Raw genomic sequence first — 18,287 nt, forward strand, 5'->3', positions numbered from 1 at the left:
GCAAGCGCAAGCCTTCAGTCCTGCGCCGCTCCGTCGAGCAATGCCGGAATGTCGACGACGCCGCCGAGCACGTGGTCTGCGCCGGCATCGGCGAGCATCTGCGGGTCGGCCTTGCCGGTAAGGACGCCCACGGACACGGCGCCCGCATTGTTCGCGGCCTGCACGTCGACGGCCGTGTCGCCCGCGGCGAGCACGCGGCGGACGTCGCGGACGCCGGTGCGCTCCATCGCGCGGTGGATCATGTACGGCGCCGGGCGCCCCGCGGCCACGTCGGAGGTGGTGACCACGGCGTCGACGGTCGCGTCCGCACCGTCGCCGATCTTCCAGCCGAGCGCGGCGAGCAGTGGCAGGGCGACGGCGTCGTCGAAACCAGTGGTCAGCGCGACCTTGATCCCCCGTCCGCGGAGCCCGGCGAGCGCGGCGGGTACCCCGTCGATCGCGGTGGGCGGGGTCGACGCGTACGCCTCCTGCAGGCGCTCGCGGAAGCGCGCGAAACCCGCGTCGACCCGTTCGGGCGTGGGTTCGACACCGCCGAGGCGCAGCAGGTTGGTGATGGCCTCCACCTTGTCGGTGCCCATCCACACCTGCAGGTCGGCCTGCGCGACGGCCGCACCGCCGTCCTCGACGGCGCCGCGCAGCGCCTCGTACACGGCGCCGCCGTCGTCGATGGTGGTGCCGGCCATGTCCAGCGCGACGAGGTCGATGGTGCGGGTCATGCATCTCTCCTGACGGGGACGGAGCGCAACGCCGGGCTCGGCGCCGCGAAGAGTCGGTTCTCGACGATCACGGTGGTCACACCGGGGACGTAGCGGTCCTCGCCGTATTCGACGACGTCGCCGGCGGCGTCGGTCGTGGTGCGGCGCACCCGCAGCAGCGGCGCGCCCTCCGCGAGGCCGAGCTGCGCCGCGTCCTCGGCGGTCGCGGCGACGGCATCGATCTGATGGGTGGAGGCGTACAGGTCGGCGCCGGCGTCCAGGAGGAAGCGGTTCACCGAGCCGGTGTCCGGGTCGAACTCCATCAGGCGCTTGCCGAGCGACCAGACGAAGTGCATGGTCTCGCAGAGCGCGGGAGCACCGTCGAGCGTGCGGACGCGGCGGAGCTCCAGAACGGGCTCCCCCGGCTCCACCTGCAGGCGCTCGGCGATGTCCGGGGACGCGGGGACGCGGGCCTGGAGGGTGGTGCGCTGTCCGGGTTCACGGCCCTGTTCGCGGGCCCAGGCGGTGAACGAGCCGAGGGCGCTGGCGCTATGGCTGGGGACGTTGCGGCGGACGATCGGCGAGCGACCCTGACCGCCGACGATCAGGCCCTCCGCGCGCAGGGTGGCCAGCGCCTGGCGCACCGGCCCGCGCGACGTGCCGAACTCCTCGCACAACAGCGCCTCGCTGGGCGCCTGCTCGCCCTCCGGCCAGCGGCCGGAGGCGATGCGCGCACGGAACTCCGCGGCAAGGCGTTGATGAAGGGGCTGAGCTGCGACCACGCCACTGAGTATACAAGTGAGACCGATTCAGACCTGCACTGTCGGTGAACAGTCGATGAACGACCGTGTTACCTCGATGTACAGCTAGCCAACTTGTATAGACATCGAGCGATCCGTCTTGCCAAGGGTCGCACCGGGACGCCAGGCTGGGAGCCATGAACACCGCAACGGACGTCCTCGTCGTCGGCGCCGGGATCGTGGGTCTGGCGCACGCCGTGGAGGCCCTGGACCGCGGCCTGACGGTCACCGTCGTCGAGCGCGACAGCCGCGCCGTGGGCGCCTCCATCCGGAACTTCGGGCACGCGTGCGTCACCGGACAGTCCGGCGACCTCGCCGAGCTCGCGCACCTGGCCCGCGAGCGCTGGCTCGACCTCGACGGCCGGGCCGGCCTCGGAGTCCGCGCGACCGGCGGCCTCGCGGTCGCGCGCCACGCCACCGAGCTCGCCGTGCTCGAGGAACTCGCCGCGGCCCGGCCCGGCGAGGTCGCCCTCCGCACCCCGGACGAGGTCCGCGGGGAACTGCCCGGCGGCGCCGGCGACGTGGTGGGCGGCGCCGCGCTGCTCGCGGACCTGCGCGTCGACCCGCGGGTCACCGTCGCGCGACTGGCCGCCTGGGTCGGCGCGCAGCCCGGCGCCGAGGTCCGCTTCGGCACCGCCTACCTCGGCTTCGATGGCACCCGCGCCCACACCAGCCGCGGCCCGATCGAGGCACAGCGGGTGATCGTGTGCGTCGGACACGACCTCGATCACCTCTACCCCACCCTCGCCGAGGAGCACCGGGTGGACCGGTGCGCGCTGCAGATGGCCCGCGCGGCCGACCCCGGCGCGGCCGTGACCCCCGCGGTCCTCACCGCGACCTCACTCCTGCGCTACGCGGCCTTCGCCGAGACGAGCGCCGCGGCCGCCCTCCGCGCGCGGATGGAGGCGGACCGGCCCGACCTGTTGGGCATCGACGCGAACGTCATGTTCACGCAGCGTCCCGACGGCACCCTGCTCATCGGCGACTCCCACCACACCGAGCGCACCGTCGACCCGTTCCTCGATGAGTCCGTCACCGAGATCCTCCGCGCCGAAGCGACCCGGGTCCTGGGCGTCGAAGGTCTGCGGATCATCGAGCGCTGGCAGGGCGTCTACGCCTCCAGTCCCCTCCGCCCCTACCTCGTCGCCGAACCGGAGGAGCGCCTCAGCGTGCGCATCGTGACCTCCGGTGTCGGCATGACCATCGCCCACGGCTTCGCCCGGCGGCACTTCCCGGCCTGACCCCACCGAACACCGTCACAACCCGACCACCACCTCCGCTCCACTCGAACGAAGGGCACTCCCCCATGCGTATCACCCGATCCCTCTCCGCGATCACGGCCGTCGCCGCGGTCTTCGCCGTCGCCGCGTGCGGCGGCACCGGCGGCGGCACCGGATCTTCGGACACCGTGACCGTCTACAGCGCCGACGGCCTCGGCGATTGGTACAAGGCCGAGTTCGAGGACTTCACCCGCCGCACCGGCGTCAAGGTCGCGCTCGTCGAAGCCGGCTCGGGCGAGGTCGTCTCCCGCGCCCAGAAGGAGAAGGCGAATCCGCAGGTCGACGTCCTCGTCACCCTGCCCCCGTTCATCCAGCAGGCCCAGCAGCAGGGCTCCCTGGCGAAGTCCGCCGTCGACACCTCGGCGGTGCCGGCGGAGCTCAAGGCCGCCGACGGCACCTACGTGGCGGTGGTCAACAACTACTTCGCGATGATCCGCAACACCGCGGCGCAGCCCAAGCCCGCCGACTGGTCCGAGTTCACGGGTCCGGCGTTCAAGCAGAAGATCCAGTATTCGACGCCCGGCAAGGCCGGCGACGGCACCGCGCTGCTGCTGCTCCTCCAGCACGTCATGGGCAAGGAGGCCGCGCTGAAGTACCTCGCCGACCTCCAGCCCAACAACGTCGGCCCGTCGACGTCCACCGGCAAGCTCGGCCCGAAGACCTCCAAGGGCGAGCTGACCGTCGCGAACTCCGACGTCCAGATGGCCCTCGCGGCGATCGCCGCCGACAAGGTCGCCTACGAGGTCTTCTACCCCACCTGGAACGGCAAGCGCACCACGCTGCCACTGCCGTACTACATGGGCCTCGCCGACAAGGCGCCCCACGCGGGTAACGGCACGAAGCTCATGGAGCATCTGCTCTCCAAGGACGTCCAGCAGAACGTTCCGGCGCGTGCCTGGGGTGCACCGGTCCGCTCGGACGTCACCGCCTCCGGCCCCGAGGCCGACGCCTTTCGCACGGCTCTCGACGGCGTCGAGATCTGGTACCCGAACTGGGACGAGGTCCTCGGCGGACTGGACGCGGACGTCAAGGCGTACGAGAAGGCCACGGGCCAGTGACCGCGCCGAAGGACGCCCGCTCCGCCCTGTCCGCCGCGCCCAAGGGCCTCGACGACGACGCGGTGGACCGCACGGTCCGCCGCGCGGTCGCCGTCGGCCTCCAGGACGTCAGCGTCGCCTACGGCGACACGGTCGCCCTGCGGGACTGCAGTTTCGAGGTCGCCCGCGGCGAGACCGTCGCCCTGCTCGGACCGTCCGGCTCGGGCAAGTCCACCGCTCTCAAGGCGATCGCCGGCTTCGAACGGGTCTCGTCCGGCACCGTCACCATCGACGGCCGCGACGTCACGCACCTCTCGCCCGCCAAGCGCGGCATCGGCATCGTCGTGCAGAGCTACGCCCTGTTCCCGCACATGACCGTCGCGAAGAACGTGGCCTTCGGCCTGCGGTCGCGCCGCGCGGATCGCGCGGAGATCGCGCCCCGCGTCGCCGAGGTACTCGGAATGGTCGGCATGGCGGAGTACGCGGATCGTCTGCCGCGGCAGTTGTCCGGCGGGCAACAGCAGCGCGTCGCCATTGCCCGCGCGCTCGCCACCCGCCCGGACGTCGTGCTGCTCGACGAGCCGCTGTCCGCACTCGACGCCGGGATGCGCAAGGACATGCTCGGCGAACTGCAGCGCCTGCGCCGCGAGCTCCCCGACGTCGCGATGGTCTACGTGACGCACGATCAGAGCGAGGCGCTCGCCCTGGCCGACCGGGTCGCGATCATGCGCGACGCCCGGCTCGAGGCGATCGGCACCACCGAGGAGCTCTTCCACCGCCCGCCGACGCGGTTCACCGCGACCTTCCTCGGCGGCGCGGACGTCCTGCCGGGCGGAGCGCTGCGCACCTCCCGGCCGCTGCCCGACGGTGACCACCTCCTCGCGGTCCGGCCGTGGGCGTGGCGGTTCACCCGCACGGCACCGTCGAACGGGCTGCGGGTGACCGTCGAGCAGGAGCAATGGCGGGGCGCCGTCCGACACGTCACCGCGCGGGTCACCGACACGGGCGAGACGATCGGTGTCGACGTGCCGGTGCTCACCGAGGCGCCCCTGCGGGCCGAGACGCTGTGGGTCGAGGTCGCTCCCGCCGACGTCATGGTGGTGCCCAGGTGACCGCTGTTCTCGACGCCCCGACCGCTCCGCAGGCACCGTCGGCCGAGCCGGGCCACGCGGTCCCGCGCTGGGTGTGGGTGCTGCCGCCGGTCGCGTTCATCCTCGTCGCCGTCGTGTATCCGCTGGTCGGGATCGTGGCGCGCACGTTCACCGACAAGGCGGAGCGCCCCGCCGGCCTCGCGACCTGGCGCGACACCCTCACCGACGGCGCGGTGCTCAGCGCCCTGGGCACGACGGTGAAGGTCGCGGCACTCTCGACGGCCGGATGCCTGATCGCCGGCACGTTCCTCGCGCTGGTGCTGGCGTTCGTCCCCTTCCCCGGGACAGCGGCGGTCGCGCGGCTGATCGAGGTCGTGGTCTCCTTCCCCAGCTTCCTCATCCCGCTGGCGCTCGGCGTGCTGCTCGGTCCGGTGGGCGTGGCGCAGGCCCTGGGCGTGCCGACGGGGTCGTTCACGACGTCGCTGTGGGGCGTGGTCCTCGCCGAGATCGCTTTCTACACCCCGTTCGTCGTGCGCCCGATGCTCGCGGCGTTCGGCCAGTTCCCGACGGTGCAGATCGATGTCGCGTCGTCGCTCGGCGCGGGGCCGCTGCGCATCATCGCCCGCGTCATCCTGCCCGCCGTGCTTCCGGCTCTGGCCGCCGCGGGCTCGCTGACCTTCCTGCTCACGCTCAACGAGTTCGGGATCGTGCTGTTCACGGGCGCCAAGGACGTCATCACGGTGCCGATGCTCATCTACACCCGCTCGATCGTGGGCCAGGACTTCGCCTCGGCCGCCGTCCTGGCGACGGTGCAGTTGGTCATCTCCATCGGCGCGTACGTCACGTACCGCCTGCTCGTGCGGAAGGGAGTGCGCTGATGCTGGTGCGCAATCCGGCGGCCCGCGCCGCCGTCTGGGTGGTGTTCGCCGTGGTGCTGCTGGCCCTGGTGATCACCCCGATCGCCGTCACCGTGGTCACGGCGTTCAGTGCGAGCTGGACCTCGGTGCTGCCGTCCGCTCTGACGATGGACCACGTCGCCGGGGTGTTCACGCCCGAGAACGCGGCCAGCATCGGCGTCTCTGTGCAGACCGCGCTCCTCGCGTCGGCCGTCGCGGTGGTCGCCGGGACCTGGGCGGCGCTCGCCGTCCCGGGCCTGCCAGGCCGGCTCCGCGGCGCCGTCGACGCGTTCTTCCACCTCCCGGTGGCGGTCCCGTCGGTGGTGGTCGGCCTGGGCGTGCTCGTGGCCTTCTCAGCACCGCCGCTGGTGCTGGGCGGCACCCCGTCGATCGTGATCCTGGTGCAGGCGATCCTGGTCTTCGCGTTCGCCTACTCGATGGTCTCGGCTGCCGTCTCGCAGCTGGATCCGATGCTGGACAAGGTGGGTGGTTCGCTCGGTGCGTCGTCGGTGCGCCTGCTCGTGACGGTGCGGCTGCCCCTGCTCCTGCCGTCGATCGCGGCGGCCGCGGGCCTGTCGATCGCCCTGTGCATGGGCGAACTCGGCGCCACGATCATGGTCTACCCAGCGTCCTGGCGCACGTTGCCGGTCACGGTGTTCACGCAGTCGGACCGCGGCGACCTCTTCGGTGCGGCCGCGAACACGATGTTCCTCGTGCTGGTCACCGTGGTGATCCTCGGTGTGCTCTCGGCGTTCCGGCGGCGCGCCCGCTAGCAACGGCGAGCAAGGTGTCGACCACCTCGCGCGGTGCGGCGTCCTTGCGCCGCACCGCGCGCATGCGCCGATGCAGATCGACACCGGCGGTGGGGATCTCGACGAGGCGACCGTCGCGCAGTTCCGCCGCCACCGCGAGCTCACTGAGCACCGCCGCTCTGCCTCCCGCGGCGACCATGATCTTGACGGCCGCGTTCGTTCCGAGCGCCACCGCGTGCGGGTTCGGCGGGAGTCCGACCCGCCGCAGCGCGGCCTCGAGCGCGTCGCGGGTTCCCGCGCCCGGCTCGCGCGTGACGAGCGGCAGGTCCGCCAACTCCGCCGCGGTGACGGGGCGGTCGTCGCGCCGTCGGGCGAGCCGATCGCCGGGGGCGGCGACGAGCACCATCCGGTCGATCCGCACCGAGCGCGACGCGAGGTCGTCGGGCACCGTCGGGCCCTCGATGAAGCCCAGGTCGGCGATGTGGCTCCGCACCTCGGCGATCACGGCGGCCGAGTTGCCGACGGTCAGGTGCACGGGCTCGTCGGTGTGCTCGCGCAGCCGGGCGAGCCAGGCAGGCATGAGGTACTCGGCGATGGTCTGGCTGCACGCGATGCGCACGGTGTGGTCGGAGCGCAGCGCCTCGGCACCGGTCTGCAGGGCGGACATCGCGCTGACCACCGAGCGCGCCCACTCGGTGACCGCGGCACCTTCCGGGGTGAGTTCGGCGCCGCGGGTGCGGCGGTCCAACAGGTCGAGGCGCAGTTGGCGTTCGAGGTGCCGCAGGCGGGAGCTGGCGCTGGGCTGGGAGATCGAGCACGCGCGAGCGGCCGCGGAGATCGACCCCAGGTCGGCGACGGCGACCAGCAGGCGCAACGACTCGACGGACGGCATCTCCATAGCCCTATTCTATGGGTAGATAGACGTCCTGTGGGTTCCGGGTCGCGACCGCCGGCGACAGTGTGGTCGTCATGCACGCGACGACCACCGACTCCCGCACCACCCGCCCCGCTCGGGGCGTTCTGCTGCGCGATCTCCGGGCCCCGGGCGAGGCGGTGTCCAACCTGACGCCGAACTGGTTCGCGTCGGTGATGGGGACCGGCATCGTCGCCACCGCGGCCGTCGGCCTCCCGATCCACGTGCCGGGCCTCCGCACCGTTGCCGCCGCGGTCTGGGCGCTGGCCGCGATCCTGCTCACGATCCTGACGACCGGCACCGTCGCGCATTGGATCCGGTATCCCGCGTTCGCCCGCCGGCATCACCGCGATCCCGTGATCGGCAACTTCTACGGCGCGATGGCGATGGCCTTCCTCACCGTCGGCATCGGGGCCGTAGTGGTGGGCAGGGATTGGATCGGACTCCGGGCCGCCCTCGTCGTGGGGATCACCCTCTGGACGGTCGGCTCCGCGCTGGGCCTGTTCTTCGCGGTCCTGATCCCGGCCCTGATGTTCCGCGGCGGCCACTACCGCGCGGATGCCGCCTTCGCGGGGTGGCTCATGCCGGTCGTCTCCCCCATGGTCACCGCGGCGGGTGGGGCCGTGCTGCTCCCGTACACGCCCGCGGGCGTGCCGCGCACGGCGCTCCTGTGGTTCAGCTACGGCTGCTTCGCCTTCACCCTCGTCAGCGCGCTGCTGGTACTGCCCGCCGTGATCCTGCGCCTGCTCCGGGGGCCGGCGTGGACCCCGGCGATCGTTCCGACCGCCTGGATCGTGCTCGGCCCGCTCGGGCAGTCGATCACCGCGGCGAACGGGCTCGGCGCCAACGCCCACCTCGCGGTGGGACCGGATGCGGCCGCCGCGCTGCAGCGTTTCGGCACCGATTACGGGTGGACGGTCACGGTGGCGGTGCTGATGTGGACGGCGGTCGCGCTGACCCTCACCGCCCGCACCGCACTGGCCGACGCGGAAGGGTTGCCGTTCGCGCTGACCTGGTGGTCGTTCACGTTCCCCGTGGGGACGTGCGCCACGGGCTTCAGCGCCATGACGGTGGCGACGGGCGCGACCGGGTACGGGGTGCTCGCGGTGGCCTACTTCCTGGGCCTGGTGGCGGGGTGGGCGCTCGCGGCCAGGGGCACCGCACCGCGCGCCGTCGTCAGTGGCGCGCTCCTGCGGCACCCCGAGCTGACCTGAGCCTCGACCAAGGCCGCAAGACCACGACCTTGCTATCACCCTAGGCAAGCCCATACACTTGCGATATGTTCGTTCTCACCGCCGACCAGCGGGGCAGCCGCGCCGACATCGACCGCGTGGAGGCGGCCCACGCGCTGCTCGCACCGCTCGCGTGGCTCCGCGCGCCCGACCGTACGGCGGGCGACGAACTGCAGGCCGTCACGGACGAGGCCACCGTCGCCGTCGACGCCGCGCTCGCACTTCTCACCGATGGGCACTGGAGCGTCGGCCTCGGCGTGGGCCCCGTCGAGACGCCACTCCCCGCCCAGACCCGCGCGGGGCGCGGCCGCGCCTACGAGGCGGCGCGGGAGGCGGTCGAGGCGGCGAAGAGCACGGCGGTCCCCGTGCAGGTCCGGGGGACCGACGGGGCCTCCGCCGCGCGCGCCGAGGCGATCCTGTCGGTGCTCGGCCTTATCGTGGGCCGCAGATCACGGGAGGGGCAGGAGGTGACCGCCTTGTTGAACACGGGCATGTCGATCACGGCGGCGGCCGCGGAGCTCGGCATCTCGCGGCAGGCCGCGTCGCAGCGCGCCGCGGCGGCGGGCTGGTCAGTGGAGCCCGCGGGCCGGGCCCTCGCGGTGGACCTGCTGACCGAGGCGGACACGGCGAGCGCGGGGGCGGGCCGATGATCGCGGCGGTGGTGGCACTGCTGCTCGCCGCGGCGGCCACCGGCGTGCTCGCGGCGCGGCGCGGCGGCACATCGGGACTCGCGTGGGCCGCGGTGCCGGCGGTGCTGCTGGGCGCCGCCGCGGCCGTGGCACTGGCCGCCCCCGCCGCCCACGGTGTCGGCTTGGCCGCCGTCCGCGTCGCCGCCGTCCTCGCGGCGATGGCGGGCGGCAGCGCGCTCGTGACCGCCGCGTTCGCACTGGCCGGTGCCACGGGCGCCGACGAGCCCGGCACCGAGCCTCCCGCCCCCTCCACGGACGAACCGCAGCCGGAGGGGACGGAGGGTGCCGGCGCGACCGAGGGTGACGGCCGGGCGGAGGACCCGCCCGCCGATGAGCCGGTACCCGCATCCCCGCTGCGCGGCGGCCTCGCGATCGGCGTTCTCGAACGCGCCGCGATCACGGTGTGCGTGCTCGCGAACTTCGGCGGCGGTCTCGCGGTGATCGTCGCCGCGAAGGGCCTCGCCCGGTACCCGGAGCTGCGTCACCCCGGCGCCGCGGAGCAGTTCATCATCGGCACCTTCGTCTCGGTGCTGTGGGCGGCCGCCTGTGCGGGCGTCGCGGTCGCGGTGGGCCGCTGACCGTCGCCCGACGCCCGCAGCTCAGTCGTCGCGCTCCTGCGGCGTCTGCGGCTCGGGCTCTCCCGCCTCGGGCTGGGTGAGCTTCTGCCACCGGGTGTGTCCCTGCCCCAGCTGTCCCTGCCCCAGCTGTCCCTGGGCCTGGCCGAGCGGGAGCCGGGCGGCGGCGGTCGACGGGTCGCCCGGCGCGGGCTCCGGCACCGGGGGCACGGATGCCGATGCGGCCGCCGGCGCGTCGGGCACCTCGTCCTTCGTCACGACCACGGGCGAGACGGGCTCGGGCGTGTCGAACCAGCCCTCGGTGTCGATGTCCGGTGCCGCCGCCGTGTCGTCCTCCGACGGCTCGAACCGGAAGACACCGTCGGAACCCGGGGTGCCGAGGTTGCGCATGAAGCCCTGCAGCGCGGCGTTGAAGTCGCTCGGCACCACCCAGACCTTGTTCGCGTCGCCCTGCGCCATCTCCGGAAGCGTCTGCAGGTACTGGTAGGCGAGGAGCTCGGGCGTCGGCCGACCCGACTTGATCGCCGAGAACGTGGTCTCGATGGCCTTGGCCTCGCCCTGGGCCTCCAGGTAGGAGGCCGCCCTGCGCCCCTCGGCGCGCAGGATCTCGGCCTGCCGATCGGCCTCGGCGGAGAGGATGGCGGCCTGGCGCTCACCCTCGGCGAGGAGGATCCGGCTGGCCTTGTCGCCCTCGGCGGACTTGATCGCGGCCTCGCGATGCCCCTCGGCGGCGAGGATGGTCGCGCGCTTCTCGCGGTCCGCCTTCATCTGCTTCTCCATCGACTCCTGGATCGTCGGAGGCGGCAGGATCGACTTCAGTTCGACCCGGGCCACGCGCAGGCCCCAGCGGGAGGTGGCCTCGTCGAGCACGCCGCGGAGCTGGCCGTTGATGACCTCGCGCGAGGTGAGCGTCTCCTCGAGCGTCATGCCGCCCACCACGTTCCGCAAGGTGGTGGTGGTGATCTGCTCGACGCCGACGACGTAGTTGCTGATCTCGTAGACGGCTGCCTCGGGGCGAGTGACCTGGAAGTACACCACGGTATCGATGTTGACGGTCAGGTTGTCCTCGGTGATCACCGGCTGCGGCGGGAAGGAGACCACCTGTTCGCGGAGGTCCACCCGGGCGCGGACCTTGTCGATGAACGGGATGAGCAGCGCGAGCTGGCCGGACACCGTGCGCGTGTAGCGGCCGAGCCGTTCGATCACCGCGGCCTGCGCCTGTGGCACCAGCACCAGTGCCTTCACCAGGACGACCACCGCCGCCAGGATCAGTACGAGGAGTACGACCAGCCCGATTCCTATGCCCTCCATGGATCTTCCTCTCCGTTGGTCTTCGATCAGCTGTCGACCACGACGGCGACCGCGCCGTCGATCTCGACGATGGTCACCTCCACGCCGACGGGGATGGGCGCACCGTCGTAGGGGGTCCGTGCGGACCACTCCTCGCCGCCGATCAGCACCCGCCCGGCGTCGCCCGAGACGGACTGCAGCACCGTCGCTTTCGACCCGGGGAGCGACTCGAGGTACGACGGAGCGTCACCGCGGCGGCGTTCGACGTACCGCCGCAGCGGCGGCCGGGCAACCAGGAGCAACAGCACCGATGAGACGGCGAAGACGACTCCCTGGGCCCACAGCGGCAGGCCGAACACGCCCGTGGCGCCGGCGGTCACGAGCGCCCCGCCACCGAGCATGAGCAGGGTGAACTCGCCGGCCGCCGTCTCCGCCGCGGCCAGCAGGATCGCGCCGATGAGCCAGAGCGCCGCTGCCATACCTCGATCCTGCCAGAATCGGACAGGACGGGCGAGAACCGTCAGGGCGCGCCGCTACCCTGTGGCCATGCCGCACACCCAGGGGACGAGCAGATACTTCAGCACGCGCGACGGCAGGAGGCTGCACACCGCCCAGCTCGACGGCCCCCGTGACGCACCGGTCGTGGTCTTCGAGGCCGGTGCGGGCGGCACTCGATCCAGCTGGGGCACTGTGCAACCGGCCGTCGCCCGCTTCGCACGGGCCGTCGTGTACGACCGGTCCGGGCTCGGCCGGAGCGAGCCCGATGCGGCCGACCGCACGTTCGGGCGGATGGCCGACGACCTGAACGACCTGCTCGACGGTCTCGACGACGGCGACGGCGCCCGGTTCGTCCTCGTCGGCCACAGCCTGGGCGGGGTCATCGTGCGCCTGGCCGCATCGCGGCGGCCCGACCGGATCGCCGGCCTGGTACTGGTGGACCCGTCCGACGAGGCGGCCGACGACATGTTCCGGGAGGGAGCAGGCCGGCGCGCAGCGATCATGATGACCGTGATGCGCGGGCTCGCCCGCACTGGGATCCTCCGACTCCTGGGCGGGCTCGCCTTCCGTCGGGCACCGGCGGACGTCCGGGCGGACCTCGCCCGCGAGGCGACGACGCCGCGGGCGATCGACACGATGGCGCAGGAGCTGAAGACGTTCTATCCGGAGCTGCAGTCGTGGCGGGGATCCGCGCCGGACCTCGGCGACCTGCCCGTCACCGTCGTGTCCGGGGCGAAGAGCGGCGGCCTCGGGAAGGCGGTGCGCGCGCGGGTCAACGAGGCGCACGCCGGGCGGGCCGCGGCCTCGCCCGCGGGACGGCACGTGGTTGCCGCGAACTCGGGGCACCAGGTTCCGCTGACCGATCCGGAGGTGATCGTCGACGAGGTCCGCCGACTCGTCGCCGGGCCGGCGATGGTGGACTGAGTCAGAGCGGATACGGGGGCGCACCGACGCCGACGAGCCGGTAGGTCCCCCACACGGTCCTGTCGGTCACCATCGCGGGGGACGCCTCTCCCCCGGCGACCGACACGGTGACGCTGCCGCGCGGCATCTTCTTCAGCGCCGCACCGATCTCCGCATCGTCGACGGTGCCGTACCAGTGGTAGTTCCCGTCGAGGGGTTCGAGGTGCCCGGCGAGCCGCACGGGCGAGACCGCCTCGTAGTCGCCCGACCGGAGCACGGCCTCGCCGGCGTAGACGCCCTCGTCGCGCACGTGGTCGTTGGACAGGTCGATCGCGTCCCGATCCGGCCGCGACGGCGCCCGGCGCCCCTTGTGGATCCACCGCGCGGTCACCGGCGGCCGTGACAGCAGTCGCGTCGCCGCCTCCGTGTACATCCAGCGCAGCCACGCGTGCAGCGTGGTGACCTGGAGCGACGAGCCGTCGGTGAGGACCAGGTTGGGCACCCCGTCGACGAGCATGCCGAGGTACGCGCGCTCGGCGTCCGCGGGCCCGACGGTGCCGGGCGGGACGACCCGCGGGTCCAGGGCCGGGACCTCGATCGCGGCCGTCGTGCCCGCGAGCACGACGAGGTCGTAGTCGGTCGCTCCGGCGGGGGTGGTCAGGGTCCAGGCGTCGCGGTCGGGCCGGAACCGGAGGCCCGCCACGTCCGACGGTGCCACGACGGTCCCGTCGATCCCGGGTACACGCGACCCGATCACGGCGATCCGCGGCTGCTCCTCGGCGATCACGCCAGGAACCCCGCCTTCTTCCACGACCACCGCGCGAATCCGCCCATGAGGCCGACGGAGTCGAGGAACCGGCCGAGGTCGCGGAAGCCGTCCTGCTTGGCCTTGATGTGGTGCGGGTTGGTGATCGCGGCGCGGTAGGCCGCCTTCGGGTCGAGGCCGACGCGGGCGTACATGCGCGGGTTCGCGAACAGCATGCGGAAGCCGAAGGCCGCACCGGCGTGCAGGTTGCCCACCAGCAGCGTCTGCAACCGGCTGCGATCGGCCTGCCCGCGCCGGGCGCCGTCGCGGGCGTAGCCGATGTGCCGCGCCTCCTCGGTCACGTGGATCTGCATGAGCCGGGCGACGATGGGCTGCAGCTCGGGGTCGTCCTTGATCTGCCGCTGCTGGGCGTCGAAGATCTCCTCGCCGACGAGCGCGGCGATCCAGACGGCCTGGCCGCGGATCACCGGCGCCAGCACGAACTTCACCACCGCGAGCTGCCAACCGCGCAGGCGGTAGGGACGCGCGCCGACGCGGTCGATGACCTTGCCGAACATCACCATGTGCCGGCACTCGTCACCCATCTCGGTGAGCGAGTAGAAGGAATCGCGCGACGTGGGGTCCTTGGAGAGCAACTCGCGGAGCAGGAGCCGGTTGAGCAGGTTCTCGAACCAGATCCCCATGGACAGCAGGTTGACCATTTCCTGGCGCGACAGTTCGATCTGCTGCTCGCGGGTCATGCCGTTCCAGAGGTCGGTGCCGTAGAGGGTGCACATGTGCGGCGGCAGGAAGAACTTGTCGGGGTCGATGGGAGCGTCCCAGTCGATGTCCACGACGGGTGCGTAGGAGCGCTTCACGGAGCCGCCGAGGAGCCGGTCGGCAACCGCGTCTCGGGTGCGTTCGGGCAGAGTCGTATCGGTCATGTGGCGAACGTAACACCGAAGGCAGACAGAGTAAAGCATTCTGTCTATTCGAGCAGGTACAAGGCCTGTCTACGGCACGAACTGGGCCCGCGCAGGCAGAACGAACGTCTCCGCGTACCGGCGGCCCGCTTCGACGTTCGCGGAGCTCGGGCCGCGGTGGTCAGGGCCGTCGGCGGCGCCCTCGACTGCCGGCAACGGCGTCAGCAGCAGGGAGTGCAACTGCCGGACGAAGAAGTCGGCGAGGGCGCCGACGTCGGCGTCGTCGCGGTACTCGCCGCGGCGGATCTCCTGCAGGAAGAAGCGCCGCCCCTGCTTGATCTGCGGGGAATCGCCGTGGATGTACGGCAGGATCAGCGCCGGGTTGACGGCGAGGACGCGCTGCAGCGCACGGTGCTCGCGCAGGTACGCGTAGGCGTAGCCGAAACCGGCCGCGAGCCGCTCATCGTTGTCCTCGATCGCGTCGGCGTAGGCGTGGATCCGGCTGTAGAACTTGTCCAGCTCGCTGGACACCACGGCCTCGACCAGCGCGTCCTTGCCGGTGAAGTGCTGGTAGAGCGTGGCCCGGGCCAGGCGGGCGCGCTTGGCCAGCGCACCCATCGAGATCCGCGTCAGACCCGCCTCATCGACCCAGTCGAGCGCCGCGCGCAGGATCTGCTGCCGGGTGTCGGGTTTCGTCGTCGGGGTCGATGCCACCTGCGGATTCTATCCCTGCAAACCCGCTGATCGGGTCAGGCCGACGGATCGGTGACGAAGTCGACGAGCCGCTCGACGGCGCCGATGAGCGACGCGTCGAGGTCGCGGAACGAGGTGACGGCACCCTGAACGCGGCGCCAGCCGTCCTGTGGGGTACCCCACCCGAGGCGCGCACACGTACCGGTCTTCCAGTCCTCACCCCGCGGAACGTCGGGCCACGCGTCGATGCCCACGGACGAGGGCTTCACCGCGGCCCAGATGTCGATGAACGGGTGGCCGGTCACCATGACGTACTCGCCGAGCGACTGGGTCATGCGGGACTCCTTGGAGCCCTCGACGAGGTGGTCGGCGAGCACGCCGACCTTGCGGCCCGGACCCGGCTGGAACTCGGCGAGCCGGGCGCCGAGGTGGTCGAGGCCCTCGAGCTGTTCGACGACCACACCCTCGACCCGCAGGTCGTGTCCCCAGACGCGTTCGACGAGCGCGGCATCGTGAATGCCCTCTACCCAGATCCGGCTCGGCAGCGCGACGCGGGCCTTCACGCCCTCCACCCGGGTGGATCCGGACGCGCTGCGCTGCGGGCCCGACGGTGCCTTCGCCCGCGGCTTGACCAGCGTCACGGGCTTACCGTCGATGAGGAAGGCGGCCTTGCGCATCGCGAACACCCGCACGGCGCCGCGGCCGTCCTCGAGCTTGACGAAGTCCCCGTCGTAGCTCTTGTCGAAGCCCACGACAGCCCCGCAGAACCCCGTGGCCGCGTCCTCCACGACGAGGTCGCGGTCGGCCGGAACCTCGGGAACGGCGCGGGCTCTCCGGCTCGCGTGCCCGGCGTAGATGTCTCCATAGCTGTTCGCCACGGCGCTCAACGGTAGTCGAGAGGACGGCCGGAACCGGGGATCTACGGGGCCGGGTCGACGTACTGCGTGAAGCCGTACCGCGCGTGCGGGCCGATGGCGCCGAACTCGAACAGTCCCTCGCCCTCCTCGCTGCGCCCGTCCGGATGCCGGACGGTGCACGTGGCGAGGTATTCGACGGGCACCAGCATCGTGAGACTCGCGTCGAGGTCGGGCACGCGGAAGCGCCGGCCCTCGACCTTCTCCTCGCCCTGCCACATGCCGTGCCGCCAGTCCTGGTCCAGCCCGTAGCCGGTGCCGAAGCCGAAATGGTTCGCGAGCAGGATCCGCACGTCCACCGTGGTGGCGGCACCGTCGGACCCGGTGAAGGTCAGCCGGGCGGCGCGGGCTTGGCGGGTGCCCGGCACGAAGTCGACGTCGTGCGCGACGTGACCCAGCCAGCGCGGCGCGGAACCGTCGTGCGGGATCCAGGTGGCGTCCTCGACGACGGGACGACCCTGCGCGTCCTCCTGCAGGACCACGCAGATCGCGGCGTCGGCGAGGTCGAGTACGGAGTAGATCCAGAAGAAGGTGCCGGCCTCGGTGACCCGGCGGCCGGGCGGCTCGGCCTCGCCGACCGGGCGCACGCCCCACGAACGGTCGCGGTTGCCGCGCCAGGTGCTCACGTCGAAGCTCTCCCCGTCCACCGTGAGGCCGCCCGCCCAGGACCCGACCTGCACGAACCGCTGTGTGTCGAAGGTGACGCGCTCGAGCTGGCGGTGGAAGTGCCGCGGCTCGAGATGCGCCGGGCCGGTGCCGGTGAACGTGAGATCGAAGGCGAGGTCGTAGTCCGCGCCCGGTTCGAGGGTGACGCGCAGGCGCCGCAGGCCGTCGAGCACTGCGACGCGCATCGGGCCCACCGCGGTGTCGGCGCGGTCGGCGCCGAGGGCCCTGGACGCGCGGAACACGATCTGGTCGTCGCCGTGACGCGCGACGGCGAAGCAGTCGACGACGCCGAGGTTCGGATAGACGCCGAGGCCGAGTACCAGGAAGGGCTCGTCGGCGGTGCCGTTGTGGGCGTTGAAGTAGTAGCGGTCGTAGAAGTTGCGGTCGGAGGTGGCCGGGTGGCGGATCACCTCGGCGACCTGGTGGACGGGAAGGTCGTCCGCCGGGGACAGTGGCGAACCGGCCCACTGCGCCGTCATGGCAGCGCCTCCCAGTAGGTGCCGGCGAGCATCGCCTCGATGGCGGCGCGGTGCAGGATCATGTCGTCGGGGTTCTGCGGCGCGGCCGCGGCTCCGAAGTCGATGGCGCGGGTCTGGATCCGGTACATGATGACGCCGTGCACGATCGCCGCGTAGGCGGTGTAGAAGTCCATGTCCCGCGGGACGTGGCCGGTGCGTTCCGCGTACCGTCGCTCCACGTCGGCGCGGCGCAGGAAGCCCGGCAGGCCCGGTTGCCCGGCGAGCTCGGCGAGGTCCTGGAAGAACCGGTGCAGGTAGACGAACCAGCCGAGGTCCAGCTCACACGGGCCGACGGTCGCCATCTCCCAGTCGAGCACGGCGACGGGCGTGGTGCCGGACGGCCCGCCGTACATGATGTTGCCGATGCGGGCATCGCCCCAGAGGAGCACCTGGTCGGCGTGGCCCGGCAGGTGCTTCTCGGCCCAGTCCAGCGCGCGGTCGAGCAGCGGCGCTCCGCCGTGGTTCTGCGCCGCCCAGTCGTAGAACGCCCGCAGCCGACGCAGGTGCGCGGCGAGCGCCGTCTCCCCGGGTCCGGGAGTCGGCACGACGCCCGGCGCGGGCGCCGGCACGGCGTGGATGGTGGCGAGCACGTCCACCGAGGCGTCGGCGAGTTCCCGCAGGTCCGCGTCGGTGGAATCGGGCCGCCAGGCACCGAAGGTGTAGGGCATGACGTCGGGCGGCACGTCGCCGTCGACGCGGTCCATCACGAGGAACGGCGCGCCGATCACCGCGGAGTCCTCCTCCCCCCACAGGCACGACGGGGCCGGAACACCGTAGGACTCGACGTGCCGCATCACGGCGAACTGCGCGGGCAGATCGTAGGTCGGGAACACGGGGTCGGACTCCGGCCGGGGCGCGACGCGGATGACGAGGCGCCGCTCGTCGGAGCCGAACCGGACGGTCGCGAGCAGGGTCTCGCTCGACATGCCGTTGCCCTGCGGGACCTGGAGATCGAGCACCTCGGCGCCCGGCTCGCGCGCGGCGAACCACTGCTGCAACTGGGCGCGCACCTCGTCCGGCGTGCGCTGTGAGGAGGCCGGGCGGGCCTGCTCGGCGAAGGTGTCCGATTCGGTCATGCAGGTCAGGGTAGATCCGCGCGACCTTTGCTAGAACATGTTTCAGGAATTCGGCGGCGGGCGCAGCGCACGGTCCCCGCGCGAGGCGCTGAGATGTGCGC

The 18,287-nt window shown here is 72.3% G+C and carries 20 protein-coding genes; 9 read left to right on the forward strand and 11 right to left on the reverse strand.

Features of this window, described 5'->3' with window-relative positions; genetic code table 11:
• Positions 1 to 14 precede the first annotated feature (14 nt).
• On the reverse strand, positions 15 to 716 hold the full coding sequence (locus ELY19_RS19700; RefSeq protein ID WP_126197770.1) for a phosphonatase-like hydrolase: 702 nt from the start codon (positions 714 to 716) through the stop codon (positions 15 to 17).
• On the reverse strand, positions 713 to 1,477 hold the full coding sequence (locus ELY19_RS19705) for a GntR family transcriptional regulator (protein ID WP_126197772.1): 765 nt from the start codon (positions 1,475 to 1,477) through the stop codon (positions 713 to 715). Before ELY19_RS19705 ends, ELY19_RS19700 begins: the two co-directional genes overlap by 4 nt.
• Before the next feature lie 155 nt (positions 1,478 to 1,632).
• Between ELY19_RS19705 and ELY19_RS19710 the strand changes: the two genes are divergently transcribed.
• From ELY19_RS19710 to ELY19_RS19730, 5 genes are all read left to right on the forward strand, one after another.
• Positions 1,633 to 2,736, forward strand: a complete 1,104-nt coding sequence (locus ELY19_RS19710) for a TIGR03364 family FAD-dependent oxidoreductase (RefSeq protein WP_126197774.1) — start codon at positions 1,633 to 1,635, stop codon at positions 2,734 to 2,736.
• 65 nt (positions 2,737 to 2,801) lie between these two features.
• The gene (locus tag ELY19_RS19715; protein WP_126197777.1) at positions 2,802 to 3,833 is read left to right on the forward strand and encodes a 2-aminoethylphosphonate ABC transporter substrate-binding protein; all 1,032 of its coding nucleotides are present in this window, start codon (positions 2,802 to 2,804) and stop codon (positions 3,831 to 3,833) included.
• Between the two features lie 26 nt (positions 3,834 to 3,859).
• A complete protein-coding gene (locus ELY19_RS19720) occupies positions 3,860 to 4,924 on the forward strand; it encodes an ABC transporter ATP-binding protein (protein ID WP_126198951.1) in 1,065 nt (354 codons plus the stop codon).
• Positions 4,921 to 5,781 (forward strand): 2-aminoethylphosphonate ABC transporter permease subunit, encoded by an 861-nt coding sequence (locus tag ELY19_RS19725; protein WP_126197778.1) that lies wholly within the window; start codon positions 4,921 to 4,923, stop codon positions 5,779 to 5,781. The genes ELY19_RS19720 and ELY19_RS19725 overlap by 4 nt, the downstream gene beginning before the upstream one ends.
• Positions 5,781 to 6,572 carry an ABC transporter permease gene (locus ELY19_RS19730; protein WP_126197780.1) on the forward strand — a complete coding sequence of 264 codons (792 nt, stop codon included), beginning with the start codon at positions 5,781 to 5,783 and terminating at the stop codon, positions 6,570 to 6,572. The genes ELY19_RS19725 and ELY19_RS19730 overlap by 1 nt, the downstream gene beginning before the upstream one ends.
• On the opposite strand, the gene ELY19_RS19735 is transcribed toward ELY19_RS19730, so the two are convergent.
• Entirely contained in the window at positions 6,520 to 7,449 is a 930-nt protein-coding gene (locus ELY19_RS19735; RefSeq protein WP_126197782.1) for a LysR family transcriptional regulator, read from the reverse strand. The two genes, ELY19_RS19730 and ELY19_RS19735, sit on opposite strands and share 53 nt — an antisense overlap.
• Before the next feature lie 71 nt (positions 7,450 to 7,520).
• On the opposite strand from ELY19_RS19735, the gene ELY19_RS19740 reads away from it, so the two are divergent.
• The 3 genes from ELY19_RS19740 to ELY19_RS19750 all read left to right on the forward strand — a co-directional run bounded on the left by ELY19_RS19740 (position 7,521) and on the right by ELY19_RS19750 (position 9,963).
• Positions 7,521 to 8,678 (forward strand): TDT family transporter, encoded by a 1,158-nt coding sequence (locus ELY19_RS19740; RefSeq protein WP_126197784.1) that lies wholly within the window; start codon positions 7,521 to 7,523, stop codon positions 8,676 to 8,678.
• Positions 8,679 to 8,743: 65 nt separating this feature from the next.
• Positions 8,744 to 9,346 (forward strand): hypothetical protein, encoded by a 603-nt coding sequence (locus ELY19_RS19745; RefSeq protein WP_126197787.1) that lies wholly within the window; start codon positions 8,744 to 8,746, stop codon positions 9,344 to 9,346.
• A gap of 8 nt (positions 9,347 to 9,354) precedes the next feature.
• Positions 9,355 to 9,963 carry a hypothetical protein gene (locus ELY19_RS19750; protein WP_227966980.1) on the forward strand — a complete coding sequence of 203 codons (609 nt, stop codon included), beginning with the start codon at positions 9,355 to 9,357 and terminating at the stop codon, positions 9,961 to 9,963.
• Between the two features lie 21 nt (positions 9,964 to 9,984).
• Here the strand turns inward: ELY19_RS19750 and ELY19_RS19755 are convergent, their stop codons facing one another.
• Together ELY19_RS19755 and ELY19_RS19760 are read right to left on the reverse strand one after the other, a co-directional pair.
• Positions 9,985 to 11,271, reverse strand: a complete 1,287-nt coding sequence (locus ELY19_RS19755) for an SPFH domain-containing protein (protein ID WP_227966981.1) — start codon at positions 11,269 to 11,271, stop codon at positions 9,985 to 9,987.
• Between the two features lie 26 nt (positions 11,272 to 11,297).
• A complete protein-coding gene (locus ELY19_RS19760; RefSeq protein WP_126197791.1) occupies positions 11,298 to 11,729 on the reverse strand; it encodes an NfeD family protein in 432 nt (143 codons plus the stop codon).
• 67 nt (positions 11,730 to 11,796) lie between these two features.
• Here ELY19_RS19760 and ELY19_RS19765 point away from each other — a divergent pair, with 67 nt between their 5' ends.
• On the forward strand, positions 11,797 to 12,672 hold the full coding sequence (locus ELY19_RS19765) for an alpha/beta fold hydrolase (RefSeq protein WP_126197794.1): 876 nt from the start codon (positions 11,797 to 11,799) through the stop codon (positions 12,670 to 12,672).
• A 1-nt stretch (position 12,673) separates the two neighbouring features.
• On the opposite strand, the gene ELY19_RS19770 is transcribed toward ELY19_RS19765, so the two are convergent.
• From ELY19_RS19770 to ELY19_RS19795, 6 genes are all read right to left on the reverse strand, one after another.
• Complete coding sequence (locus tag ELY19_RS19770) at positions 12,674 to 13,438, reverse strand: DUF4873 domain-containing protein (protein WP_126197796.1); 765 nt, start codon at positions 13,436 to 13,438, stop codon at positions 12,674 to 12,676.
• On the reverse strand, positions 13,435 to 14,340 hold the full coding sequence (locus tag ELY19_RS19775; protein ID WP_126197798.1) for an AurF N-oxygenase family protein: 906 nt from the start codon (positions 14,338 to 14,340) through the stop codon (positions 13,435 to 13,437). The genes ELY19_RS19770 and ELY19_RS19775 overlap by 4 nt, the downstream gene beginning before the upstream one ends.
• 69 nt (positions 14,341 to 14,409) lie before the next feature.
• Positions 14,410 to 15,033 (reverse strand): TetR/AcrR family transcriptional regulator, encoded by a 624-nt coding sequence (locus ELY19_RS19780; RefSeq protein WP_126197800.1) that lies wholly within the window; start codon positions 15,031 to 15,033, stop codon positions 14,410 to 14,412.
• Positions 15,034 to 15,068: 35 nt separating this feature from the next.
• Positions 15,069 to 15,890: a DUF3097 domain-containing protein gene (locus ELY19_RS19785; RefSeq protein ID WP_126197802.1), complete on the reverse strand. Its 822-nt coding sequence runs from the start codon at positions 15,888 to 15,890 to the stop codon at positions 15,069 to 15,071.
• Between the two features lie 41 nt (positions 15,891 to 15,931).
• Complete coding sequence (locus tag ELY19_RS19790) at positions 15,932 to 17,071, reverse strand: Rv3169 family protein (RefSeq protein ID WP_126197804.1); 1,140 nt, start codon at positions 17,069 to 17,071, stop codon at positions 15,932 to 15,934.
• Entirely contained in the window at positions 17,068 to 18,186 is a 1,119-nt protein-coding gene (locus ELY19_RS19795; protein ID WP_126197806.1) for a phosphotransferase family protein, read from the reverse strand. Before ELY19_RS19795 ends, ELY19_RS19790 begins: the two co-directional genes overlap by 4 nt.
• Between the last annotated feature and the right edge of the window lie 101 nt (positions 18,187 to 18,287).

Origin of the sequence: Tsukamurella paurometabola (assembly GCF_900631615.1) — a bacterium.
In the GTDB taxonomy this organism is placed as follows: Bacteria; Actinomycetota; Actinomycetes; order Mycobacteriales; family Mycobacteriaceae; genus Tsukamurella; species Tsukamurella paurometabola_A.

Coding starts and splice junctions, on each gene's coding strand:
- ELY19_RS19795 (WP_126197806.1), bottom strand. CDS start 18,186: ATGACCGAATCGGACACCTTCGCCGAGCAGGCCCGCCCGGCCTCCTCA.
- ELY19_RS19735 (WP_126197782.1), bottom strand. CDS start 7,449: ATGGAGATGCCGTCCGTCGAGTCGTTGCGCCTGCTGGTCGCCGTCGCC.
- ELY19_RS19700 (WP_126197770.1), bottom strand. CDS start 716: ATGACCCGCACCATCGACCTCGTCGCGCTGGACATGGCCGGCACCACC.
- ELY19_RS19790 (WP_126197804.1), bottom strand. CDS start 17,071: ATGACGGCGCAGTGGGCCGGTTCGCCACTGTCCCCGGCGGACGACCTT.
- ELY19_RS19710 (WP_126197774.1), top strand. CDS start 1,633: ATGAACACCGCAACGGACGTCCTCGTCGTCGGCGCCGGGATCGTGGGT.
- ELY19_RS19740 (WP_126197784.1), top strand. CDS start 7,521: ATGCACGCGACGACCACCGACTCCCGCACCACCCGCCCCGCTCGGGGC.
- ELY19_RS19765 (WP_126197794.1), top strand. CDS start 11,797: ATGCCGCACACCCAGGGGACGAGCAGATACTTCAGCACGCGCGACGGC.
- ELY19_RS19745 (WP_126197787.1), top strand. CDS start 8,744: ATGTTCGTTCTCACCGCCGACCAGCGGGGCAGCCGCGCCGACATCGAC.
- ELY19_RS19715 (WP_126197777.1), top strand. CDS start 2,802: ATGCGTATCACCCGATCCCTCTCCGCGATCACGGCCGTCGCCGCGGTC.
- ELY19_RS19760 (WP_126197791.1), bottom strand. CDS start 11,729: ATGGCAGCGGCGCTCTGGCTCATCGGCGCGATCCTGCTGGCCGCGGCG.
- ELY19_RS19755 (WP_227966981.1), bottom strand. CDS start 11,271: ATGGAGGGCATAGGAATCGGGCTGGTCGTACTCCTCGTACTGATCCTG.
- ELY19_RS19730 (WP_126197780.1), top strand. CDS start 5,781: ATGCTGGTGCGCAATCCGGCGGCCCGCGCCGCCGTCTGGGTGGTGTTC.
- ELY19_RS19775 (WP_126197798.1), bottom strand. CDS start 14,340: ATGACCGATACGACTCTGCCCGAACGCACCCGAGACGCGGTTGCCGAC.